This is a genomic window from Acidovorax kalamii, from assembly GCF_002245625.1.
Taxonomy (GTDB): domain Bacteria; phylum Pseudomonadota; class Gammaproteobacteria; order Burkholderiales; family Burkholderiaceae_C; genus Acidovorax; species Acidovorax kalamii.
Genome location: NZ_NOIG01000001.1, coordinates 177,925 through 199,731, shown reverse-complemented (window position 1 = coordinate 199,731; position 21,807 = coordinate 177,925). Strand labels below are relative to the sequence as shown.

Sequence of the window (21,807 nt, the reverse complement as noted above, 5' to 3'; positions counted from 1 at the left end):
CCATCCGGGGCATTTTTTCTGCCATCGGCCACCAGGCCGGGTGGGAGGCGGTCAGCGCAGCTGAGGGCCCGCCAGTGACAGCGACCTCACCGCACCCACACCAATCGCAGCACCAAATCGCTTGACCAGGCGCTCGGCCACGTTGTCGCGGCGGGTGTAGTCGATGATTTCCTCGGCCTTTACCACTTCGCGCGCCACGTAGTCCAGGTTGCCCAGCTTGTCGGCCAGGCCCATTTCCACGGCCTGTTGGCCGGTCCAGAACAGGCCGCTGAAGGTGTCGGGCGTGGTCTTGAGTCGGTCGCCCCGGCCTGCTTTCACCACGGCGATGAACTGCTGGTGGATCTGGTCGAGCATGGTCTGCGCGTAGGCGCGCTGCTTTTCGGTCTGCGGGCTGAAGGGGTCAAGGAAACCCTTGTTCTCTCCCGCAGTGAGCAGGCGACGCTCCACGCCCAGCTTTTCCATGGTGCCAGTGAAGCCAAAACCGTCCATCAGCACGCCAATGCTGCCCACGATGCTGGCCTTGTCCACATAGATGTCGTCGGCGGCTGCGGCAATGTAGTAGGCCGCCGAGGCGCAGGTTTCCTCGACCACGGCGTAGATCGGCTTGTTGTGCTTGGCCTTGAGGCGAATGATCTCGTCGTTGATGATGCCCGCCTGCACCGGGCTGCCACCGGGCGAGTTGATGAGCAGCACCAGCGCCTGCGAGCCTTCGTCTTCGAGCGCGCTGCGCATGGCGGCCACGACAAATTCGGCGCTGGCCTCGGCGCCACTGGCGATCTCGCCCTTGATGTCCACTACGGCCGTGTGGGGCGTGCTTTTGCTGGCGCTGGGCGATGCCTGGCGCAGGGCCGTGAAGGCGACGGCGGCAATCAACACCAGCCAGGCCAGGCGGAAGAAGATCTTCCAGCGGCGGGCGCTGCGTTGTTCTTGGAGGGCGGAGAAGGCCAGCTTTTCCAGCGTGGCGCGTTCCCAGCCAGGTTCACGCGATGGATCGCTCACAGATGCTCCTGAATTTGTAGCTGCTTGCGCCCACAGGTCGGGCGCGGGGTTGCTTTTGGGGTCAAAGCCCGAGGGTCCGGGCGATTGGGGGTCGGTCATGTCTTGTGTCCTGGGCACTGCACCACTGCGGCCGGCGCCCCCACACAGGCGGCGGGTGGCAGATGGCGTGAGTCCAGGCTTTCCATCTGGATTGTCTAGAACTCCACGGGCTGCAGGTGGTGGGCAGTATGCCAGTGCACCACACCATCGCTTTCTGACAAAGCAATTTTCACCAGCCCGCCCCGGCAGGGGCCGCCGGCACACTGGCCCGTGTGGGGCAGGTAGGCCGCCCCATGGGTGGAGCACAGCAGCCATTGGCCGGTGTCATCAAAAAAATGGCCTTCCTGGTAGTCCATCTCCATCGCCACATGGGTGCAGCGGTTGAGGTAGGCATGGGGCACGCCCCGGTAGCGGATGGCAAAGGCGCGGCAGGTCTGCCCCGCATAACGCACATCAAATGCCACCGCCCGGCCACCATCGACCAGGTCGGCGCTGTTGCACAGGGGAAGGGATTGTTCGGGGGGCGTGGACATGGCGGATTCGTTCACACCTTCTCAGCCATGCTGCAGCAGCCAGTCGTGCAGCTCGCGCACCGAATGCACCACCGACAGCGGGTTCAGCGCGTGGAAGGCATCGGGCTCGTGGGCGCCATAGCTCACCCCCACGCTCGCACAGCCCGCGTTGACCGCCATCTGCAGGTCGTGGGTGGTGTCGCCAATCATCAAGAGGCGCTCGGGCACCACGTCAAATTCGGCCATCAGCTCCTGCAGCATCAGCGGATGGGGCTTGCCAGCGGTCTGGTCGGCGGTGCGGGAGCCGTCGAACACGCCCTTGAGTTGAACCGTGTGCAGCGCCTCGTCCAGCCCGCGCCGGCTTTTGCCCGTGGCCACGGCCAACAGGTGGCCGCGCTCGCGCAGGTCGTTCAGCAGAGGCAGCACACCCTCGAACAGACTCAGGTCGTCCTGGTGCTGGATGTAGTGAAAGCGGTAGCGGTTGCCCAGCTCGGTGTACTTCTCGGGGGGTACATCCGGCGCTGCATGGGCCAGGGCCTGCATCAGGCCCATGCCGATCACGTAGGCCGCCTCCTTGTCGGTGGGCACGGTGCCGCCCACGTCGCGCACCGCCGCCTGGATGCAGCGCACGATGATGGCGGTGGAGTCGAACAGGGTGCCGTCCCAGTCAAAGGCGATGAGGTCGAAGCGGCGCGGACGGAAGTTTTTGACAGACATGGAAGCAGAGGTTTTCGCGCTGGATCGTCAGGCGGGGGGGACAAATTCGGCCAGCTCGGGGGGCAGTTCGGCAATCAGCTGCACACGCTCACCCGAGGCGGGGTGGTTGAACTGTAACCGCCACGCATGCAGAAACATGCGCTTCATCCCCTGCTTCTGCAGGCGCTTGTTGAGGTCGAAGTCGCCGTATTTGTCGTCGCCCACGATGGCGTGCCCCTGGCTGGCCAGATGCACACGGATCTGGTGGGTGCGGCCGGTCTTGATGGTCACCTCCAGCAGCGACATTGCCGGCAGGCCCTGCTCCGGCCGGGCCGCCGCCGTGCTGCGCACCTTGACCAGGGTGATGGAGCGCATGCCGTCCGGGTCGTCGGCCGTGGTGACGCGCACGCGGCGCTCGCCGTCGGCCTGCAGGTACTTGTGCAGCGGCAGGTCGATGACCTTCTTGTTGGCGGGCCAGGTGCCGGTGACCAGCGCCAGATAGGTCTTGCCCGTCTCGCGCTCGCGGAACTGGTCTTGCAGGTGAGTGAGCGCTGACCGCTTCTTGGCCACCAGCAGGATGCCCGAGGTCTCGCGGTCCAGCCGGTGCACGAGCTCCAGGAACTTGGAACCCGGGCGCGCCTGGCGCAGCTGTTCGATCACGCCAAAGCTCACGCCGCTGCCGCCGTGCACCGCTACGCCCGCAGGTTTGTCGAGGGCGATCAGGTGCTCGTCTTCGAGCAGGATGGGGAATTCACGCGCGGGTGCCGGGCGCTCGGCCTTTTCGGCCACCTTGTCGGAGATGCGCACGGGCGGCAGGCGCACCAGATCGCCCGCCTCCACCCGGGTGTCGGCGCTCGCGCGGCCTTTGTTGATGCGCACCTCGCCGCTGCGGATGATGCGGTAGACATGCGTCTTGGGCACGCCCTTCAGGTGGCGTATCAAAAAGTTATCGAGCCGCTGGCCGGCGGAGTCTTCATCGACCTCCACCATGCGGGCTGCGGGAAGGCCCGCAGGAGCGGCGGGCGGTTTGGCCCCTATAATGTGTTTCACCTGCGCGTTGTCATGTAAGTGGTTGATTTGTCTGGAGTTTAGTCCACACAGCCCGTTGCCCCGTGCAGGCAGGTCGATGCCAGCGGGTGTCGTGCGCGCAGATTGCAGGCCAGATGCCTGTGGTGGCCCGCATGCCACGCGGCGGGCTGACAGATTGAAACACTGATACGGAATCCCCCAAGCTGGCAGATGTTCCCTACCCGGGCGCAGCCTGCCAGCGGATCAAAGCGAGCATGTGGTTGTTGATGGCATGGATAGAGACCCTGTGGCGGAGGCTGCGGCCTTTGGCTGCATGCTCAAAATCGCCTTCAGCGCCCAGCCAGCAAGCGCATTCAGCTACTTTTTTGCTAGCAAAACTGCGCTCCTACCACTCGCCCCCATCCACGCGCCCCTGCCTCACGATGCTGCGCTAGAGCGCGGCAGATCATTGGCATCCCCGGCAATTCCCTTCGTTTCGATGCGTCAGTCCAGGCATTCACAGCTCCTGTAGAGCTTGTTGTATTGGTTTGGAAACTGTGGGCGGCAGCCCGCGCAGCCCGTCCCTGTGGGTCAGGTCGGCTGCACCGCTGCTGTCCGCGAAACACTGAAGGAATCGCATCATGAAGCGGATGCTCATCAACGCCACGCAGCCCGAAGAACGGCGCCTGGCCATCGTCGATGGACAAAAACTCCTCGACTACGAAATCGAGATCGAAGGGCGCGAACAGCGCAAGGGCAATATCTACAAGGCCGTCGTCACGCGCGTCGAGCCCTCGCTGGAAGCCTGCTTTGTGGACTACGGCGAAGACCGCCACGGCTTCCTGCCCTTCAAGGAAATCTCGCGCCAGTACTTTGCCCCCGGCGTCTCGCCCAGCCAGGCGCGCATCAACGAAGTCATCAAGGAAGGCCAGGAGCTGCTGGTCCAGGTCGAAAAGGAAGAGCGCGGCAACAAGGGCGCTGCCCTAACGACCTTCATCTCGCTGGCAGGCCGCTATGTGGTGCTGATGCCCAACAACCCCCGGGGTGGTGGCGTCTCGCGCCGCATCGAGGGCGAGGACCGCGCCGAGCTCAAGGAGGCGATGGACCAGCTGGAATACCCCAACGGCATGTCCATCATTGCGCGCACTGCGGGCATTGGCCGCACCGCCCCTGAGCTGCAGTGGGACCTGAACTACCTGCTCAAGCTCTGGAACGCCATTGACGGCGCCGCCAAGGGTGGCCGGGGCGCGTTCCTGATCTACCAGGAATCGAGCCTGGTGATCCGCGCGATCCGCGACTACTTCAACAACGACATCGGTGACATCCTCATCGATACCGACGACATCTACGAACAGGCGCAGCAGTTCATGGCGCACGTCATGCCCGAGCATGCCGCCCGCGTGAAGCGCTACCGCGACGACGCCGCCCTGTTCAGCCGCTTCCAGATCGAGCACCAGATCGAATCGGCCTATGCCCGCACCGTGAGCCTGCCTTCCGGCGGCGCCATCGTGATCGACCACACCGAAGCGCTGGTGTCCGTGGACGTGAACTCGGCCCGCGCCATCAAGGGCGGCGACATCGAGGAAACCGCCACCCGCACCAACCTGGAAGCCGCCGATGAAGTGGCCCGCCAGATGCGCCTGCGCGACCTCGGCGGCCTGATCGTGATCGACTTCATCGACATGGAAGAGTCGAAGAACCGCCGCGAAGTGGAAAACCGCCTGCGCGACGCACTGCGCCAGGACCGTGCGCGCGTGCAGTTCGGCACCATCAGCAAGTTCGGTCTGATGGAAATGAGCCGCCAGCGCCTGAAGCCCGCCTTGAGCGAAGGCTCGTCCATCCCCTGCCCCCGCTGCGGCGGCTCGGGCCACATCCGTGACACCGAATCCTCAGCGCTGCAGATCCTGCGCATCATTCAAGAAGAATCGATGAAGGACAACACGGCCGCCGTGCACTGCCAGGTGCCGGTGGAGGTGGCCTCGTTCCTGCTCAACGAAAAGCGCACCGAGATCGCCAAGATCGAACTCAAGCAGCGTGTGGCCGTGCTGATGGTGCCCAACAAGACACTGGAAACCCCCAACTACCGCCTGGAACGCCTCAAGCACGACGACCCGCGCCTGGACCACATCGAAGCCAGCTACAAGCTTGCCGAGGAAGTGGAAGACCCCACGGCCGTGACGCGCCGCTCGCAAGAGCCCACCAACAAGCAGACCCCGGTAATCAAGGGCGTGCTGCCTGACGCGCCCGCTCCGCAGGTCGAGCCCCGCCCTGAAGGCGCGGCCCGCCCAGCACGTGCTGGCCAGGCCCCACGCGGTGCTGCCGCACCAGCGCCCGCACCGGCCCCGGTGGCAGCTCCTGCCCCGGCCGCGCCGCAGGAACAAGGCTTCTTTGCCTGGCTCAAGAGCCTGTTCGGCTTTGGCAGCGCGCCCGCTGCGGCACCTGCCCCGGTGGCAGCTCCTGCCGCCGCACCGGCCGCCGAGCCCGCTGGCCGTGGCGAACCCCGCCGCGAAGGCCGCAACGGTGAAGGCCGTGGCCGCCGCAGCGGTGGCCGCGATGGCAACCGTGAAGGCCAGCGTGAAGGTGGCCGTGACGGCAACCGCGAAGCTGGCAACGGCGAAGGCCGTGGCCGCCGTGGCGAGCGTTCGGCCGAAGGCCGCGCCCCCCGCGACGTGGAGAGCCGCCCACCGCGTGACACCGACCGCCGCCCCGAGGGCGAAGGCCGTGAAGGTGGTGGCCGCAGCGGACGCGATGGACGCGACGGTGGCCGTGGCCGCCGCGATGCCGAGCCCCGCCAACAGAATGTGGCCCTGAACGGCGACAACACCGCCGCCAGCGCACAGGTGGAAGGCCCGGGCAACCAGGGCGCCGAAGGCACACCAGCCCAGCAGCCCCGTGGTGAACGCGGCCCCCGCCGCGAACGTGGTGACCGCGCCCCCCGTGGCGAACGCGCACCCCGCGCCGTGGAAGCCCAGGAAGCGGCAGCGGCACAGGCCCCTGCCGTGCCCGGCGACTTTGCCGACACAGCGCCCCTGGCCTCGCTGCCCGACCTGGACCTCAGCGGCAATGACGCTCCCGGCAACGGCCAAGGCGCAGGTGGAGAAGAGCAGCGCCGCGAACGCCGTTCACGCGACCGCTATGGCCGCGACCGCCGTGAACGCGGTGAACGTGGCCCCCGCGATGGCAACGGTACCGAAGCCGCTGCTGCACCCGCCATGCTGGACTTCGACCTGACCCAGGCCGCGCCCGCAGCAGCCACGGCATCTCAGGACGAGCCCCCACGCCGCAGCTACTTCAGCGCCCCGGCCACTGCGCCCACCGCTCCGGTGGCGGCAGAGGCCGAAGCCGTGGCACCCGCTGCAGCGCCCGTGGCCGCCGTGCCTGCGCCCGCGCCAGTGGTCGCCGCCGCACCTGTCGCCGCAGCAACCACCCCTGCGGCACCCGCGGCAGTGGCCCCGGCTGCTGCCACAGCGGCCCCCGCAACCGCAGCAGCCCAGAGCGGCCTGCCCCGCGTACAGGCGTTCACGCTGCCGGTCGATGCACTGCAGCAAGTGGCCGCTTCGTCGGGCCTGCAATGGGTGAACTCCGATGCAGAAAAGATCGCCGCCGTGCAGGCCGCGATTGCCGCCGAACCCAAGCCCATCCACGTGCCCCGCGAACGGCCTCCTGTGGTGGTAGTGGACGAAGGCCCGCTGGTGCTGGTGGAAACCCGCCGCGACCTGTCGGCCATGCCCCTGCCTTTTGAGCAGCCACCAGCGGCTTGAAGCCCGCAGCACATGGCTCCCGCCCCTGGCGGTGGCTGTGAACCCAGAAGGCGGCTCCGGCCGCCTTCTTTTTTTGGGGGGGTCGCGCGAGCAAGGCCCAGCGCCTTGTTCAGCGTTGGCAGCGCGTGCCCGCCAATACCCATGAGCGATCGGCAACCGGGATGGAGCAGGTACCATTTCCTGCATAGCCCGCATAGCCCGCACAGCCGCTGGCAAACCGCCCCCCTATAGACCCAAGAGCTTTTCGCCCCCATGCTGTTCCTGCTGTCCCCTGCCAAATCGCTCGACTACGACACGCCCCTGCCCGAAGGCCTGCCACACAGCACGCCGCAGTTTGTGCCCCAATCCACGGCCCTCATCGAGGTGCTGCGCACGCAGTCCCCGCAGCAGATCGCCTCGCTGATGGAGCTGAGCGACCAGCTTGCGGCGCTGAACGTGGCACGCTACCAGGCCTGGCGGCCCCGCTTCACGGCCAGCAACTCACGCCAGGCGGTGCTGGCTTTCAATGGCGATGTCTACGACGGGCTGCAAGCCCGCAGCCTGGGCCCTGACGACCTGGACTGGGCGCAGAGCCATGTGGCCATCCTGAGCGGCCTGTACGGCGTGCTGCGGCCGCTGGACCGCATGCAGCCCTACCGCCTGGAAATGGGCACTCGCTTGGCCACCGGCGCGGGCAGCAACCTCTACCAGTTCTGGGGCAGCCAGATCGCCGAACACCTCAACACCCGGCTGCGCTCCGACACCACGCCCGTGGTGGTCAACCTGGCCTCGCAGGAATACTTCAAGGCCGTGGACCGCAAGGCGCTCAAGGCCCGCGTCATCGAGTGTGTGTTCGAGGACTGGAAGGGCGGCAACTACAAGATCATCAGCTTCTTTGCCAAACGTGCGCGCGGCCTCATGGCACGCTATGCCATCACCCACCGCATTGCCACGCCGCACAAGCTCGAAGGTTTTGATCTGGACGGCTATGCCTTTGCCCCGGCATCATCCGACCCGGAACGCCTGGTGTTCCGGCGCAAGGCGGCACCTGCCGCATGAATTGAATTGTTCTGCCTCCCCACCGTACCCCGTTGAAGGACCGCCATGGCATCACGCTCTGACACGCATTCCGACAGCACCACCACGGCCCAGCGCAACCATACGGCGCGGCAGGCCATCACGCCCGAGCTGCGCCGCTGGATCATCGAGCAGGCACAGGCCGGCCACGCCGCGCCCGTGGTGCTGCAGTCCATGCGCGACGCGGGCTGGGACGAGGACGTGGCTGCCGACGCGCTGGAGATCACGCTGCAGGACCACCTGAACGAGCTGGCCGTGCAGCAGGGCCTGCCCTCGGCCGTGCCCGTGCCCGAGCCGCAGCTCGATGCATCGCCCTCGCAGGTGGACTGCGGCGACCGCATGGTCAACGTGCTGCTGGCCATGGCCCAGCCGCGCATCGTGGTGTTTGGCAACCTGCTGTCGCCCGAGGAATGCGACGCCCTGATTGCCGACGCCGAACCCCGCCTGGCGCGCTCGCTCACCGTGGCCACCAAGACGGGTGGCGAAGAGATCAACGCCGACCGCACCAGCGACGGCATGTTCTTCCAGCGCGGCGAAACCCCGCTGATCCAGCGCATCGAAGAGCGCATCGCCCGCCTCTTGAACTGGCCCATCGAGAACGGCGAAGGCCTGCAGGTGCTGCACTACCGTCCCGGCGCCGAGTACAAGCCGCACTACGACTACTTCGACCCCGCCGAGCCCGGCACGGCCACCATCGTCAAGCGCGGCGGGCAGCGCGTGGGCACGCTGGTGATGTACCTCAACACCCCCGAAAAAGGCGGCGGCACCACCTTCCCCGACGTGCATCTTGAGGTGGGCCCGCAGCGCGGGAACGCGGTGTTCTTCAGCTACGAGCGCCCCCACACCTCCACCCGCACCCTGCACGGCGGCGCCCCCGTGATCGCGGGCGAGAAGTGGATCGCCACCAAGTGGCTGCGTGAGCGGGAATTCAAATAAAAACAGGCCTCTCCGCCCGTCCATATTGCCTTAATAGCTATCAAAACAATAGCAAACATCCATACAACCAAACCAGCATGAACACGCCAGAACAATCCCAGCTGGGCAAGGCCTCGGCCTATGTAGACCAGTACGATGCCACGCTGCTGTTCCCCATCCCCCGCGCAGGCAAACGGGCCGAGATCGGCATCACCGGCGCTGCGCCTTTCTTCGGCGCCGATCTGTGGACGGCCTTCGAGCTGTCATGGCTGAATGCGCGCGGCAAGCCGCAGGTGGCGCTGGCGCACATCACCGTGCCCTGCGAGACGCCCAACATCGTTGAAAGCAAATCGTTCAAGCTGTACCTCAACAGCTTCAACAACACACGGTTTGCCGACATGGCCGAGGTGCAGGCCCGCATCCGCACCGACATCAGCGAAGCCGTGTGGCGCGGCGCAGAACACCCTGCCACCGTGGGTGTGAAGCTCGTCGCGCCCGAGCTGTTCGACCAGGAACCCGTGCACGAGCTGGATGGCCTGAGCCTGGACCGGCTGGATGTGGAATGCACGCGCTACCAGCCCGCACCCGAATTGCTGACGGCCGAATTCAACGAAGCGCCCGTGACGGAGACGCTGACCAGCAACCTGCTCAAAAGCAACTGCCTGGTGACCGGCCAGCCCGACTGGGGCAGCGTGCAGATCAGCTACAGCGGCCCGCAGATCAACCAGGAAGGCCTGCTGCAGTACCTGGTGAGCTTTCGCGACCACAACGAGTTCCACGAGCAGTGTGTGGAGCGCATCTTCATGGACCTGTGGGCCCGCTGCAAACCCATCAAGCTCACGGTGTATGCGCGCTACACGCGCCGGGGGGGGCTGGACATCAACCCCCTGCGCACCAGCCACCCGCAGGGCCTGCCGCGCAATGTGCGCACGGCGCGGCAGTAAGCCCGCCATCAGCCCCGCACATCAAGCCAGTCACACCGCAGGGTATGGCGCAAATGTGCGCGGGTGCGCCAGGTCACATACAGACTGGGCACAAAGATACCGATCAGGCTCAGTGGGGCGGTGAGCGGCTCGCCAAAGGCGCAGATGGGAAACCAGCCCACCCAGCCCAGCACCCACAGCGTCAGCACCAGGTCCCACAGGTGGTACTCCAGCGGGTGGTCACCCTTGTGCGCAACATGCCATTGCTTGATGCGTTGCAGCTCGTCCAGCGTCATGGGAATCTCCCGGAAAACGGGTGATTCAATGTAAGTTACGAGTAAGGCTTCGTCAAGGAATACCGGGATGAAGATCGCCTCTCCCGTGGGGGTGACAAAGCCCCCGGCTTGCCTGCTCGCTCCAGCAGCCCGCCAGCGCCCCGCCCCCCGGCACACCAGCGCCCCCGTTCACTGCGCAGGCTTGTACGCCGCGATGGCCTTGGCCAGATCAGTGGTTTCCTCGCACTGCGCGCAAATGGCCTGCAGTTTGGCGAGTTGGGCTTCGGCCTGCGCCTTCTGGCCCACCTTGAGGTAGCCCATGCCCGAGTATTCCAGCGCGCCCTTGTGGCGGGGGTCCAGCGCCAGGGCCTTGTTGTAGGCGGCAAACGCCTCGTCGTACTTGCCCAGCCAGCGGTTGGAGTAGCCCAGCAGGTTGTAGGCATCGGCGTTCTGCGGGTTCTGGGCCACCACCTTGCTGAAGCTGCTGGCCGCCAGCGCCCAGTTCTTGGCTTCGATGGCTTTTTTGCCCACGGCAAAGTCGTCAATGCGGGTGTTCTCGACCGGCGTGGTGGGTGTATCGGCGGCGTGGGCAGTGTGCAGCGCCCACAGGGGCGCCGCCGCCAATGCCAGGCTCAGCAGGGGCGTGGACATCCAACGGCGAACAGAAAAGGAAGGCATAGGAAGACTCCTGAAAAAGCAGACAAGAAAAAAGGGGTGAGAGGCCGCACCGGCCCCATGCCGCGCAACGGCACCTTGGACAAACGCCACGGAGAGCCAAACGGATGCAGTGCCCGGAAAATTTTTTCTTGGCGACGCCAGGGGCGGCCTCGCCCCGCCCCCGCTCACCACAGCTTGGCGCAGTTGCCAGTGAAAAGCACGGTGCCACTGGGCACCGGGGGCGTTGCCGATGTCTCCAGTGTCACCATGAGCTTGCTGACCTTGAGTAGCAGCTTCTCTGACGTATCGGGCAATGCCGACACCGCAGAGCCCGTCATCGGCACCGTACCCAGCACAAATGGGGCACCGTCGGCGGGCACCGCCCACAGCACCAGCTGGGGGGCAGCGCCCGCCATCGTGGCAGGAGCCGCGGGCATCGCTGGAAGCGTGATGGGCCCGATGGCCTTCACCGTCAGCGTGCGCCCATGGCGCAACGAACTCACCAGCACCTTGCCATTGCCAGCCGCGTCCGTCAGCAAGCCCACATAGGCCTGCGGCAGCTTGTCCCCGGCGCGCAAGGCCACCTGGTCGCTCGACACAAACCAGGTGGGCACCGCAGCCACCAGCGCCACGGTGGCCGCCACCCCCAGCACCAAGCCCGCCAAGCCCTGCAACACCCCATGGCGCCGCCACAACGCGCCCATCCAACCGCCCTGCAGGGCGGCTTCTTTCACATTCAAATCGCGCGGCCGGGTGCGCGCCTCAATGGCGGCCCACACGCGCGGCGGTGGCTGCTGCATCGGCACCGAACTGGCCAACAGGCCCAGCCGCGCTTCCCATTGCGCCACCAGCAACTGCAAGTCGCTGCGATCTCTCAGCAGCCGCACAAACCGGCGGCGCGCACCGCCGCCCAGGGTGCCCAGCACATAGGCAGACGCCAGGTGGTCCAGCAGCGCGGGATGGGTGTATCTCATGCGCCCACCCCTTGCGCGGCCAGGCAGTTTTTCAGACGTTCCAGGCCCCGCCGAATCCACGCCTTGACAGAGCCCAGTGGCGCGCCCATCTGCGCCGCCACCTCGGAATGCGACAGGCCTTGGTAATAGGCCAGCGCCAGACTTTGCCGGTGGCTCCCGTCCAGCGCATTCATGCAGCCGTCGATGCGCAGCGCCTGGGTGGCCTGCTCAAGCAGGTGCTGCGCGCTGGGTGCGGTGGCCCATGCAGATGCAGCATCCGGCGCGTCGCTGCCTTCCGCCTCACCGCCTGCGGGCTCGGTGGTGTCGTTCCAGGCGCTTTCGGGCCGCCGCGCACGGGCGCGCAAAGCGTCCAGCGCCTTGTTGCGCACAATGGCAATCAGCCATGTCATGGGCTGGACAGGTTGCCCACCCACTTCGCTGCGGTAGCTTCCAGCGTTTTTCCAGATGCTCACATACGCCTCTTGCAGCACGTCCTCTGCCGCCTGTCCTTGCCCCAACATACGCACGGCAACGCCAAACAGATGCACATGGGTGCGCTGGTAGACCTGCGCGAAGGCGGCATGATCACCCGCGGCGGCCGCGCGGATCAATGCCTGCAGGTTGGCGGAGGAGCGATCAGTGGCAGTGGCCATATGCGCGCGAGTATAGAAACGCGGCAGCTGTTGCAGCCAGCCCGCGCCCTGGGTGTTTACGCCGATTGCCACGGCCCCGCCGGGCCGTGGCGTGGCAGAAGTGGGCCAGCCCGCGCTAAAAAAGCTGGGCAGTGCCCCCCACACCGTCGGTGCCATCGGTGGTGCCTGGCTTGCGTCGGCGTGTTTCTGCCGCTGCCCCAGCCCGGGGTTCCAGCACGGGCTCTTCACCCCGCCGCGCCAGCGTGCTGGCCCGCACACCGAGCAGCCGCAGGCGCTTGTCCAAAGGCACGCGCTTGAGGCACTGCCCCGCCAACTGACGGATGGTGGCGCCATCGGCCGTGTAGATGCCCGCCGTGTGGTCCCGCGTGGCAATCTTGAAGTCGTCGTAGCGCAGCTTGATGCCAATGGTGCGCGCCACATAGCCCTTGCGCTGCAGGTCCTCGGCCAGACGCACACACAGGTCGGTGAAGATCGCGCCCAATTCCGCCTTGTCGCGCACGGCGTGCAGGTCGCGGTCAAAGGTGGTCTCGCGGCTCATGCTCACGGGTTCGCTTTCGGTCACCACGGGGCTGTCGTCGCGGCCCCAGGCCACGCGGTGCATCCAGGCGCCGGTGGACTTGCCGAAATGGCCGATGAGCCACTGCGGATCCTGCGCCGCCAGCTGGCCGATGGTCTCGATGCCCAACCGCGCCAGCTTCTCTCCCGCCTTAGGGCCGATGCCGTTGATCTTTCGCACGTTCAGCGGCCAGATTTTTTCCTGCAGGTCTTCCTCGTAAACGATGGAGATGCCATTGGGCTTGTTGAACTCGCTCGCCATCTTGGCCAGCAGCCGGTTGGGCGCAACGCCGATGGAGCAGGTCAGCCCCGTCTTGTCGAAGATGCTTTTCTGGATGAGCCGCGCCAGCACCCGCCCGCCCTCGCGCTGGCCGCCGGGCACGTCGGTGAAGTCAATGTACACCTCGTCCACACCCCGGTCCTGCATCACCGGCGCGATCTCGGTGATGGCGGCCTTGAAGGTGCGCGAATAACGCCGCACCTCGTCAAAATCCACCGGCAGCACGATGGCCTGCGGGCACAGCCTGGCCGCCTTCATCATGCCCATGGCCGAGCCCACACCAAACTTCCGCGCGGCATAGGTAGCGGTGGTGATCACGCCCCGGCCCACATAGTCCTTGAGCAGCGGGAAATCCTCTACCGGGATGAAGCGCCGCTCGCGCTCGGCCGTGCCGTCGGGCCCGCGCAGCAGCAGCTCGTCCACCTTGCGCCGCCCGCCGCCAATGACCACGGGCAGGCCCTTGAGCTGCGGGTAGCGCAGCAACTCGACGGACGCGAAAAAGGCGTCCATGTCGAGGTGCGCAATGCGGCGCAGCTTGCCCCCGGTCTGGGCCGGGGTTGCCGGGTCGCTTTCAGCAAATTCAGATGCGGGAACGGTCACGCCCGCTATTGTGCGCGGCGGGGTGGCAGCCTGCTGCCATCCCGCACTTTAGCGCTATCGCCGGGTCACCATCACTGTTTTTCCAGGGCGGCTTTGCGAATGCCCTGCAGCGTGCCGGTGGGCGTGATCGCCTCGGGGTCGATCAGGCAATGCAGCACGCTGGGCAGCCCGCTGGCGCGCGCGCGGGCGAGGGCCGGGGCGAAGTCCTCGGTGCGTTCCACGCGCTCGCCATGGCCGCCAAAGGCCTGCGCGTAGGCCTTGAAGTCGGGGTTCTTGAGCTGCGTGGCGCTGATGCGGCCGGGGTACTCACGCTCCTGGTGCATGCGGATGGTGCCGTACATGGCGTTGTCCAGCAGCACCACGATGATGGGCAGGCCGTATTGCACAGCAGTCGCAAATTCCTGGCCGTGCATCAGGAAGTCGCCGTCGCCCGCAAAGACCACTACCTCACGCTGGGGCCACAGGCGCTTACCACCGACGCCTGCGGGCAGGCCGTAGCCCATCGACCCGCTGGTGGGCGCTAGCTGGCTCGCGTAGGTGGTGAAGGGCCAGAAGCGGTGGACCCAGGTGGCAAAGTTGCCCGCGCCATTGCAGAAGATGGTGTCAGCGGGCAGCACTTCCTTGAGGTGCTGCATCACCTGGCCCATTTGCAGGTTGCCGGGGATGCGGATGGGCGCCGTGTCGCTCCAGGCCAGGTACTCGGCATGAGCGGCCTCGGCGTGCGCATTCCAGGGTACAGCGGTCGTGGGGCGCACCGTATTGAGCGCTGCAGCAAACGCCTGTGGCGTGGCGTGGATGGCCTGCGTGGGGCGGTAGAGCTTGCCCAGCTCATCCGCATCGGCATGCACGTGCACCAGCGGCTGCGCGGGCGTGGGGATGTTGAACAGCTCGTAGCCCTGCGACGGCACTTCGGACAGGCGCCCGCCCACCACCAGCACCAGGTCGGAGGCCTTGATGCGCGCCAGCAGCTTGGGGTTGACGCCCAGGCCCAGGTCACCGCCGTAGCAAGCATGTGTGGCCGGGAACAGCATCTGGCGGCGGAACGAGCAGTACACCGGAATGGACCACGCTTCGGCAAACGCGGTGAACTCGCGCACCCCCTGCTCAGACCAGCGGCTGCCGCCCAGGATGGCAACGGGATTTTTGGCGGCTTGCAGGCGCTGCGCCAGCTCGGCCATCTGCGCAGTGCCAGGGTGGGTCTCCGTCACCTGGTAGGGCAGCGCATCGGCCACAGTGGCGGCCTCGGTCAGCATGTCTTCGGGCAGCGCCACCACCACGGGGCCAGGGCGGCCCGAGGTGGCGACATGGAATGCGCGCGAGATCAGCTCAGGCACACGCGCCGGGTCGTCAATCTGCACCACCCACTTGGCCATGGTGCCGAACACAGCGCTGTAGTCCAGTTCCTGAAACGCCTCGCGCCCCATGGCGCCGCGCGCCACCTGGCCTACGAACAGGATCATGGGGGTCGAGTCCTGGTGCGCGATGTGAATGCCTGCCGATGCATTGGTAGCACCGGGTCCACGCGTCACAAAGCAGATGCCGGGCTGGCCGGTAAGCTTGCCCTGCGCCTCGGCCATCATGGCCGCCCCGCCCTCCTGGCGGCATACCGTCACGCCGATGTCGGCATCGTGCAGCGCGTCAAGCACGGCCAGGTAGCTTTCGCCGGGCACACAAAAGAGCTGCTTCACACCATGGGTGATGAGCTGCTGCACCAGGATCTGGCCGCCGGTGCGGGGGGTGAGGGAGGTCGTGGTCATATCAACGGTATCGGGTCAGAAATTCAGAACAGGGCTTGGCAGGCGCGCTGGATGCGTGCGCAGGCCTCTTGCAAATCGGCGGTAGAGGCTGCGTACGAGATGCGGAAGTATGGCGCCAGCCCCAGCACCCCGCCGGGCACCACGGCCACATGGTGCTCGCGCAGCAGGTAGGCGCAGAAGTCGGCATCGGTGCGCAGCAGCATGCCGCCCGGCGTGGTGCGGCCCAACACACCTTCGCAGCTGGCAAAGGTATAGAACGCGCCCTCAGGCACGCGGCAGCGCAAGCCCGGCGAGGCATTGAGCGACGCCACCACCAGGTCACGCCGGTCCTGGAACGCTTGGCAGCGCTCGCGCACCACGTCTTGCGGCCCCGTCAGCGCCGCCACGGCCGCCGCCTGGCTGATGGACGAGGGGCAGGACGTGGCCTGGCTCTGCACCACCGCCATGGCGGCAATCAGCGCCTTGGGGCCTGCGCCGTAGCCCAGGCGCCAGCCCGTCATGGCATAGGCCTTGGAGACACCGTTCACCGTCAGCGTGCGATCGCGCAGCGAGGGCAACACGGCGGCGGGCGTGGCAAAAGCCCGACCGTCGTACAGGATGTGTTCGTAGATGTCGTCCGCCAGCAGCCACACCTGCGGGTGGCGCTCCACCACGTCCAGCACGGGGAGCAGCTGCTCGGCACTGTAGGCGGCCCCGCTGGGGTTGGAGGGCGAGTTGATGAACACCCAGCGCGTGCGCGGGGTGATGGCGGCCTCCAACTGCTCGGGTGTGATGCGAAAGCCGTTGGCCTCGGTGCAGGGCACCACCACCGGCACGCCGCCCGCAATCAACACCATGTCGGCGTATGACGTCCAGTACGGGGCGGGCAGGATCACCTCGTCGCCAGGGTTCACCGAGGCCATCAGCGCGTTGTAGAGGATCTGCTTGGCACCCGCGCCTGCGGTGATCTCGTTGAGCTGAAAGTCCAGCCCGTTGTCGTGCTTGAACTTGTGCTGGATGGCGGCCTTGAGTTCGGCCGTGCCGTCCAGCACCGTGTAGTGCGTCTCCCCCCGTGCCATGGCCTGCTGCGCGGCCTCCAGGATGTGCGCGGGCGTGTCGAAGTCGGGCTCGCCCAGGCCCAGAACGATCACGGGCTGACCCTGGCGCTTGAGCTGGTTGGCCTCTTGCGTCAGGCGCACGATCTCCGAGACACCGATGGCGCCCAGGCGGTCGGCCGCGCGGAAGGCGGTGGCGGGGATGGGAGCGTTCATTGCTGGTAAGTCTCCAGGGGCTTGTCGTTGGGGGTGGCGAACAGCTGGCGCAGCGTGGTGCCCAGTGGCAGGCTCAGGCTCGCGTTCTTGGGCGGAATGGGGTTCACAAACCACTTGGTGTAGATCTTTTCCATCTCACCGGACTGCATGAGCTTGGTGAGCACACCGTCCACCGCCGCCTTGAAGGTGGGGTCGTCCTTGCGGAACAGCAGTGCAATCGGCTCGGCGCCCAGCGGCTCGCCCACGATACGGTAGGCCGAGGGGTCCTTGGAGTTGGAGATCATCCCGGCCAGCAGGTTGTCGTCGAGCACAAAGGCATCGGCGCGACCCGATTCGAGCAGCAGAAAACTCTCGTGGTGGTCCTTGCCCAGCACGGTCTTGATGGGGGCGCCGCCCAGCGCGCGTTCTTGCTTGCGCAGCAGTTGCACGGCCGTGGTGCCGGTGGATGCCGCAATGGTGCGGCCCGCGAGCTGGTTGATGGACTTCAGGTCCGAATCCTTGCGCACCGCCATGCGTACTTCGCTCACATAGGTGGTCACCGCAAACGCCACCTGCTGCTGGCGCGCGGTGTTGTTGGTGGTGGGGCCGCAGCCGATGTCCAGCGTGCCGTTCTGCACCAGCGGCAGCGTGTTCTGCGCCGTCACGGCCATGTATTCAAGCTTGGCGTCGGGCGCGATTTCTTTCAGTACCCGCTCGCACAGCTCCACGTGGTAGCCCACGTATTTTTCGTTGGCGCCGAGTGCGTAGGCCATGGGTGGCGAAGTCTCGCGCACGCCAAGCACGGCCTTGCCGCTGGACTTGATCTTCTCCAGCGTGGGCTGGGTGACCGTCTGCGCCAGCGCGGGGGCCGTGGCCATGCAGGCCAGGGTCAGGCCTGCAGCGAGCGCTGTGAAGGTCTTGCGGGAAATTGCCATGTCGTTGTCTCCGTATGTTTTGTGGTTGGCAGGTTGAGAAAGGGGTGAGGAAAAACTGGCAGTAACGATGGTGCTCAGATCACGTTCTTTTCAAGCAGCGGCGCGTTGCGCGCAATGCGTTCGATGGACAGCGGCGACAGGTCCAGGCTCTGGTAGCCGCCCGTCAACATCCACTCCGCCAGGCCGCGCCCCACCGCAGGGCACTGCTGCAGGCCATGGCCCGAAAAGCCGTTGGCAAACACCAGGTTGTCGCACGCCGGGTGTAGGCCCACGATGGCGTTGTGGTCGAAGGTGTTCATCTCGTAGTAGCCCGCCCAGGCGCCCTGCATGCGCAGTGCCTCAAAGCCCGGGATGCGCTCGGCCAGCGTGGGCCAGATGAGGTTGTCAAACGCGGCGTACTCCGGCTCCAGCGGGGCAAAGTCGGCGTCGTTGTCGGCATCAGGCGCAAAGCCGCAGATGAAGCCTTTGCCCTCGGGCCGCAGCCAGATGCCGCTGGTGTCGATGAGCAGTGGGCAGCCCGGCAGCGCTGCGGGGCTGGCCAGATTGAAGACCGTGCGGCGCTTGCCCACCACGGGCAAATCAATGCCAGCCCAGCCCGCAATGGCAGCCGCCCACGGGCCGCCCGCATTCACGGCGTAGCGGCAAGGCAGCACGGCGCCGCTTTGCAGGCGTACTGCGTTCACATGCAACACGCCGTCGCTGGCCGCAGTGTCCAGCCCCACCGCCTCATCGGCCACATAGCGCACGCCCTGGCTCTGCGCCTTCTTGCGCAAGGCCGTCAGCAGCAGGTAGCCATCAAACCAGCCCTCGCCCGACAGGCCCAGCGAGCCCAGCGCCACATCCTGCAGCGCCAGCCACGGAAAACGCTCGGACAGTTGCTGCGGGTTCAGCAGCGCCACATCGGCGCCGTGCTGCTTCTGCAGTGCATGGTTCTCGCGCAGCGTGGCCTCGCCCGCCTGGGTGGCCAGGTACAGATAGCCGCCTTCGTGCAGACCGATGTCGGGCGCATCACCATGGCACGCCAACAGCTGGCCCACGTTCCGCAGAAAGCCGATGCCGAACGCCGAGATCTGGATGTTGATGTCGGTAGAAAACTGCTGGCGGATGGAGCTGGCCGACAGGGCCGACGAGGCACGCGCGTAGGTCGGATCGCGCTCGATCACCACCACCTCGCAGCCCGGTTGCTGCAGCGTGAGGAAGTACGCAATCGCACTGCCGATGACACCACCGCCAATGATGACGATGGGGTGTGAGTCCTTAGCAATCAACATGAACGGGGCAACCAGCGCGTGGGTTACACGTCGAACGTCACGCCCTGCGCCAGCGGCAGTGCGGTGGAGTAGTTGATGGTGTTTGTCGCACGGCGCATGTAGGCCTTCCAGCTGTCCGATCCCGCCTCGCGGCCACCGCCGGTTTCCTTCTCGCCGCCAAACGCGCCGCCAATTTCGGCGCCGCTGGGGCCGATGTTCACGTTGGCAATGCCGCAGTCCGAACCTGCGGCCGACATGAACAACTCGGCCTCGCGCACGTTGAGTGTGAAGATCGACGACGACAGGCCCGCGCCCACGGCGTTGTTCATGGCGATGGCTTCATCAATGCTGCTGTAGCGCACCACGTACAGGATGGGCGCAAAGGTTTCGTGCAGCGCGGGGCCTTCGTGTTTTTGCAGTTCGACCAGCGCAGGGCGCACGTAATACGCATCCGCACCGCCCACGCCTTCCACACGGCCACCGCCATGCACCGTGGCGCCCAGCGCGCGGCTTTGCTCCAGCGCCTTTTGCATGCCGTCAAAGGCCATGCGGTCGATCAGCGGGCCCACCAGCGTGCCAGCGGTGCGCGGGTCGCCCACCTGCACGTTGGCGTACACCTTGGCCAGCTGGGGCACCAGCTGGTCGTAAATGCTTTCGTGCACAAACAGGCGGCGCAGCGTGGTACAGCGCTGGCCGGCCGTGCCCATGGCGGCAAACGCGATGCCGCGCAGTGCCAGGTTCAGGTCCGCCGTAGGCGCCACGATGGCCGCGTTGTTGCCGCCCAGCTCCAGAATGCCGCGCGCAAAACGCGCTGCCAGGCGCGGGCCCACGGCGCGGCCCATGGCGGTGGAGCCGGTGGCTGACAACACCGGCACGCGGGCATCATCCACCAGCACCTCGCCAATGTCGCGCTGGCCCACGATCAGCTCCAGCAAGCCTTCGGGTGCATCGGCGCCAAAGCGTGCGATGGCGCGCTGCGCAATCGCGTGCGTGGCCAGAGCGGTGAGCGGGGTCTTTTCCGACGGCTTCCACACCACCGAGTCACCGCACACCAGCGCCAGCGCGGCGTTCCACGACCACACGGCCACGGGGAAGTTGAAGGCAGAAATCACACCACACACGCCCAGCGGGTGCCAGGTTTCCATCATGCGGTGGCCGGGGCGCTCGGTGGCAATCGTCAGGCCGTACAGTTGGCGCGACAGGCCCACGGCAAAGTCGCAGATGTCGATCATCTCCTGCACCTCGCCCAGGCCTTCGGACGGGATCTTGCCCGCCTCGATGGTCACCAGCAGGCCCAGGTCGGCCTTGGCGGCACGCAGCTCTTCGCCCAGCAGGCGCACCAGCTCGCCCCGGCGCGGCGCGGGCACATTGCGCCACGCGGTGAATGCCGCATGCGCGCGGCCGATGGCGGCCGTGGCGTCGGCCGCGCTTTGCTGTGGCACCTGGGCCAGCACCTCGCCCGTGATGGGCGAACGCGCCGCCAGCGTGCCTCCGTTGTACGCAGCGCGGGGCACGCCCAGGCTTTGCAGCAGTTGATCGACTTCGGACACAAGGGGTGTGGCGGCAGGGGTGGCGGACATGGCGGCTCGCTAGCGTGGGTGGAGGCAGAGAAAGGGAAACAGCGTGGGAGAACACACGCAATGAATGCGCCAATATCCGCCAATCACGCCGTGCTGGATAGCAAAAAAATGGAACTACTTGATCACAAATCAGAATGAAGTGCCTGAAAATATCAGGACTTCTACCCCATACCCAATGCGCGGAAGAGGCTCAAAAGGCTCAATTTTTGGCATCCATCATCATTCCCCCAATGCATAACCCGCTATGACCCTGCTGCGCCGCGCCTTCCTGCCCTCCACCGCCGACCTGCTGGCCTTTGAGGCCGCCGCCCGTCACCAGAGCGTGTCGCGCGCGGCCGAAGAGCTGCACCTCACCCAAAGTGCCGTGTCGCGCCAGATCCGCCAGTTGGAAGAGCAAATCGGCACCGCCCTCTTTCACCGCGTGCGCCAGCGCGTGGTGCTGACCGACGCGGGCCGGGTCTACGCGGCCGACGTGCAAAACGTGCTGCAGCAACTGTCGGCCAGCACGCAAAAAGCCATGGCGTTTTCCAGCACCGACGGCCTGCTCAACCTGGCCGTGCTGCCCACGCTGGGCACCCGCTGGCTCATCCCACGCCTGGGCGGCTTCATGGCGCTGCACCCCGAGGCCATGGTCAACTTCTCGGCCCGCACCGAGCCGTTTGACTTTGCGGGCACACCGTTCGACGCCGCCATCCACTTCGGCACCCCGCACTGGGCGGGCGCCGTGTGCGAATACCTGATGCACGAAGAAACCGTGCCCGTGTGCAGCCCCACCTACCGCGACCGCCACGGCATCCGCACCCCACAGGATTTGACCCGTGTGGTGCTGCTGCAGCAAAGCACCCGCCCCACACAGTGGGCCGAGTGGTTCGAGCTGGCGGGCGTGCCCACGGCACTGGCGCTGCGCGGCCCGCAGTCCGAACACTTCGCCATGATTGCGCAGGCTGCGGTCTCCCACCTGGGGGCGGCGCTGCTGCCGCGCTTTTTGATTGAGCAAGAGCTGGCGGCCGGGAGTTTGGTGGAGCTGTCAGACCAAGTGCTGACGAGCACCGATGCGTACTACCTGGTGTACCCGGAGGCACGGGCGCAGACGCCGCTGGTGAAGGCGTTCAGGGACTGGGTGGTGGGGGAGTGTTCGGGGCAGCGGCAAGGGTGAGGGCCGAGCGCTCATACC

General features: G+C 66.4%; 19 protein-coding genes. 5 read left to right on the top strand and 14 right to left on the bottom strand.

Translation table 11 applies throughout. The features are described 5' to 3' along the window. Positions 1 to 51 precede the first annotated feature (51 nt). The 4 genes from CBY09_RS00855 to CBY09_RS00840 form a co-directional block, all read right to left on the bottom strand. Positions 52 to 1,098 (bottom strand): S49 family peptidase, encoded by a 1,047-nt coding sequence (locus CBY09_RS00855; protein ID WP_094285477.1) that lies wholly within the window; start codon positions 1,096 to 1,098, stop codon positions 52 to 54. A gap of 95 nt (positions 1,099 to 1,193) precedes the next feature. Next, positions 1,194 to 1,571 (bottom strand): Rieske (2Fe-2S) protein, encoded by a 378-nt coding sequence (locus CBY09_RS00850; RefSeq protein ID WP_094285889.1) that lies wholly within the window; start codon positions 1,569 to 1,571, stop codon positions 1,194 to 1,196. A gap of 21 nt (positions 1,572 to 1,592) precedes the next feature. Further along, positions 1,593 to 2,267 carry an HAD family hydrolase gene (locus CBY09_RS00845; protein ID WP_094285476.1) on the bottom strand — a complete coding sequence of 225 codons (675 nt, stop codon included), beginning with the start codon at positions 2,265 to 2,267 and terminating at the stop codon, positions 1,593 to 1,595. A gap of 27 nt (positions 2,268 to 2,294) precedes the next feature. After that, the gene (locus tag CBY09_RS00840) at positions 2,295 to 3,296 is read right to left on the bottom strand and encodes an RluA family pseudouridine synthase (protein WP_094285475.1); all 1,002 of its coding nucleotides are present in this window, start codon (positions 3,294 to 3,296) and stop codon (positions 2,295 to 2,297) included. A gap of 599 nt (positions 3,297 to 3,895) precedes the next feature. Between CBY09_RS00840 and CBY09_RS00835 the strand changes: the two genes are divergently transcribed. The 4 genes from CBY09_RS00835 to queF all read left to right on the top strand — a co-directional run bounded on the left by CBY09_RS00835 (position 3,896) and on the right by queF (position 9,930). Further along, positions 3,896 to 7,015: an Rne/Rng family ribonuclease gene (locus CBY09_RS00835; RefSeq protein ID WP_094285474.1), complete on the top strand. Its 3,120-nt coding sequence runs from the start codon at positions 3,896 to 3,898 to the stop codon at positions 7,013 to 7,015. 252 nt (positions 7,016 to 7,267) lie between these two features. Then, positions 7,268 to 8,053 carry a peroxide stress protein YaaA gene (yaaA, locus tag CBY09_RS00830; RefSeq protein WP_094285473.1) on the top strand — a complete coding sequence of 262 codons (786 nt, stop codon included), beginning with the start codon at positions 7,268 to 7,270 and terminating at the stop codon, positions 8,051 to 8,053. A 45-nt stretch (positions 8,054 to 8,098) separates the two neighbouring features. Continuing rightward, positions 8,099 to 9,007 carry a 2OG-Fe(II) oxygenase gene (locus CBY09_RS00825; RefSeq protein ID WP_205734073.1) on the top strand — a complete coding sequence of 303 codons (909 nt, stop codon included), beginning with the start codon at positions 8,099 to 8,101 and terminating at the stop codon, positions 9,005 to 9,007. A gap of 77 nt (positions 9,008 to 9,084) precedes the next feature. Further along, a complete protein-coding gene (gene queF, locus CBY09_RS00820) occupies positions 9,085 to 9,930 on the top strand; it encodes an NADPH-dependent 7-cyano-7-deazaguanine reductase QueF (RefSeq protein WP_094285472.1) in 846 nt (281 codons plus the stop codon). Positions 9,931 to 9,938: 8 nt separating this feature from the next. Here the strand turns inward: queF and CBY09_RS00815 are convergent, their stop codons facing one another. From CBY09_RS00815 to amaB, 10 genes are all read right to left on the bottom strand, one after another. Next, positions 9,939 to 10,205, bottom strand: coding sequence for a hypothetical protein (locus CBY09_RS00815; protein WP_094285471.1), 267 nt, complete (start codon positions 10,203 to 10,205; stop codon positions 9,939 to 9,941). A gap of 168 nt (positions 10,206 to 10,373) precedes the next feature. Then, on the bottom strand, positions 10,374 to 10,862 hold the full coding sequence (locus tag CBY09_RS00810) for a tetratricopeptide repeat protein (RefSeq protein WP_094285470.1): 489 nt from the start codon (positions 10,860 to 10,862) through the stop codon (positions 10,374 to 10,376). A gap of 164 nt (positions 10,863 to 11,026) precedes the next feature. After that, complete coding sequence (locus CBY09_RS00805) at positions 11,027 to 11,815, bottom strand: anti-sigma factor (RefSeq protein WP_094285469.1); 789 nt, start codon at positions 11,813 to 11,815, stop codon at positions 11,027 to 11,029. Then, on the bottom strand, positions 11,812 to 12,447 hold the full coding sequence (locus CBY09_RS00800; RefSeq protein ID WP_094285468.1) for an RNA polymerase sigma factor: 636 nt from the start codon (positions 12,445 to 12,447) through the stop codon (positions 11,812 to 11,814). Before CBY09_RS00800 ends, CBY09_RS00805 begins: the two co-directional genes overlap by 4 nt. Before the next feature lie 115 nt (positions 12,448 to 12,562). Further along, positions 12,563 to 13,792: a Y-family DNA polymerase gene (locus tag CBY09_RS00795; protein WP_094285885.1), complete on the bottom strand. Its 1,230-nt coding sequence runs from the start codon at positions 13,790 to 13,792 to the stop codon at positions 12,563 to 12,565. Positions 13,793 to 13,953: 161 nt separating this feature from the next. Then, positions 13,954 to 15,639 (bottom strand): thiamine pyrophosphate-binding protein, encoded by a 1,686-nt coding sequence (locus tag CBY09_RS00790; protein ID WP_094285467.1) that lies wholly within the window; start codon positions 15,637 to 15,639, stop codon positions 13,954 to 13,956. 23 nt (positions 15,640 to 15,662) lie between these two features. Then, positions 15,663 to 16,889: a pyridoxal phosphate-dependent aminotransferase gene (locus CBY09_RS00785; protein ID WP_094285466.1), complete on the bottom strand. Its 1,227-nt coding sequence runs from the start codon at positions 16,887 to 16,889 to the stop codon at positions 15,663 to 15,665. Further along, entirely contained in the window at positions 16,886 to 17,803 is a 918-nt protein-coding gene (locus tag CBY09_RS00780) for an amino acid ABC transporter substrate-binding protein (protein WP_094285465.1), read from the bottom strand. Before CBY09_RS00780 ends, CBY09_RS00785 begins: the two co-directional genes overlap by 4 nt. A gap of 74 nt (positions 17,804 to 17,877) precedes the next feature. Then, positions 17,878 to 19,074, bottom strand: coding sequence for an NAD(P)/FAD-dependent oxidoreductase (locus tag CBY09_RS00775; protein WP_094285464.1), 1,197 nt, complete (start codon positions 19,072 to 19,074; stop codon positions 17,878 to 17,880). Between the two features lie 23 nt (positions 19,075 to 19,097). Then, the gene (gene amaB, locus CBY09_RS00770) at positions 19,098 to 20,633 is read right to left on the bottom strand and encodes an L-piperidine-6-carboxylate dehydrogenase (RefSeq protein ID WP_094285463.1); all 1,536 of its coding nucleotides are present in this window, start codon (positions 20,631 to 20,633) and stop codon (positions 19,098 to 19,100) included. A 244-nt stretch (positions 20,634 to 20,877) separates the two neighbouring features. Between amaB and CBY09_RS00765 the strand changes: the two genes are divergently transcribed. Beyond that, positions 20,878 to 21,789 (top strand): LysR family transcriptional regulator, encoded by a 912-nt coding sequence (locus tag CBY09_RS00765; protein ID WP_205734072.1) that lies wholly within the window; start codon positions 20,878 to 20,880, stop codon positions 21,787 to 21,789. The last annotated feature ends 18 nt before the right edge of the window (positions 21,790 to 21,807 follow it).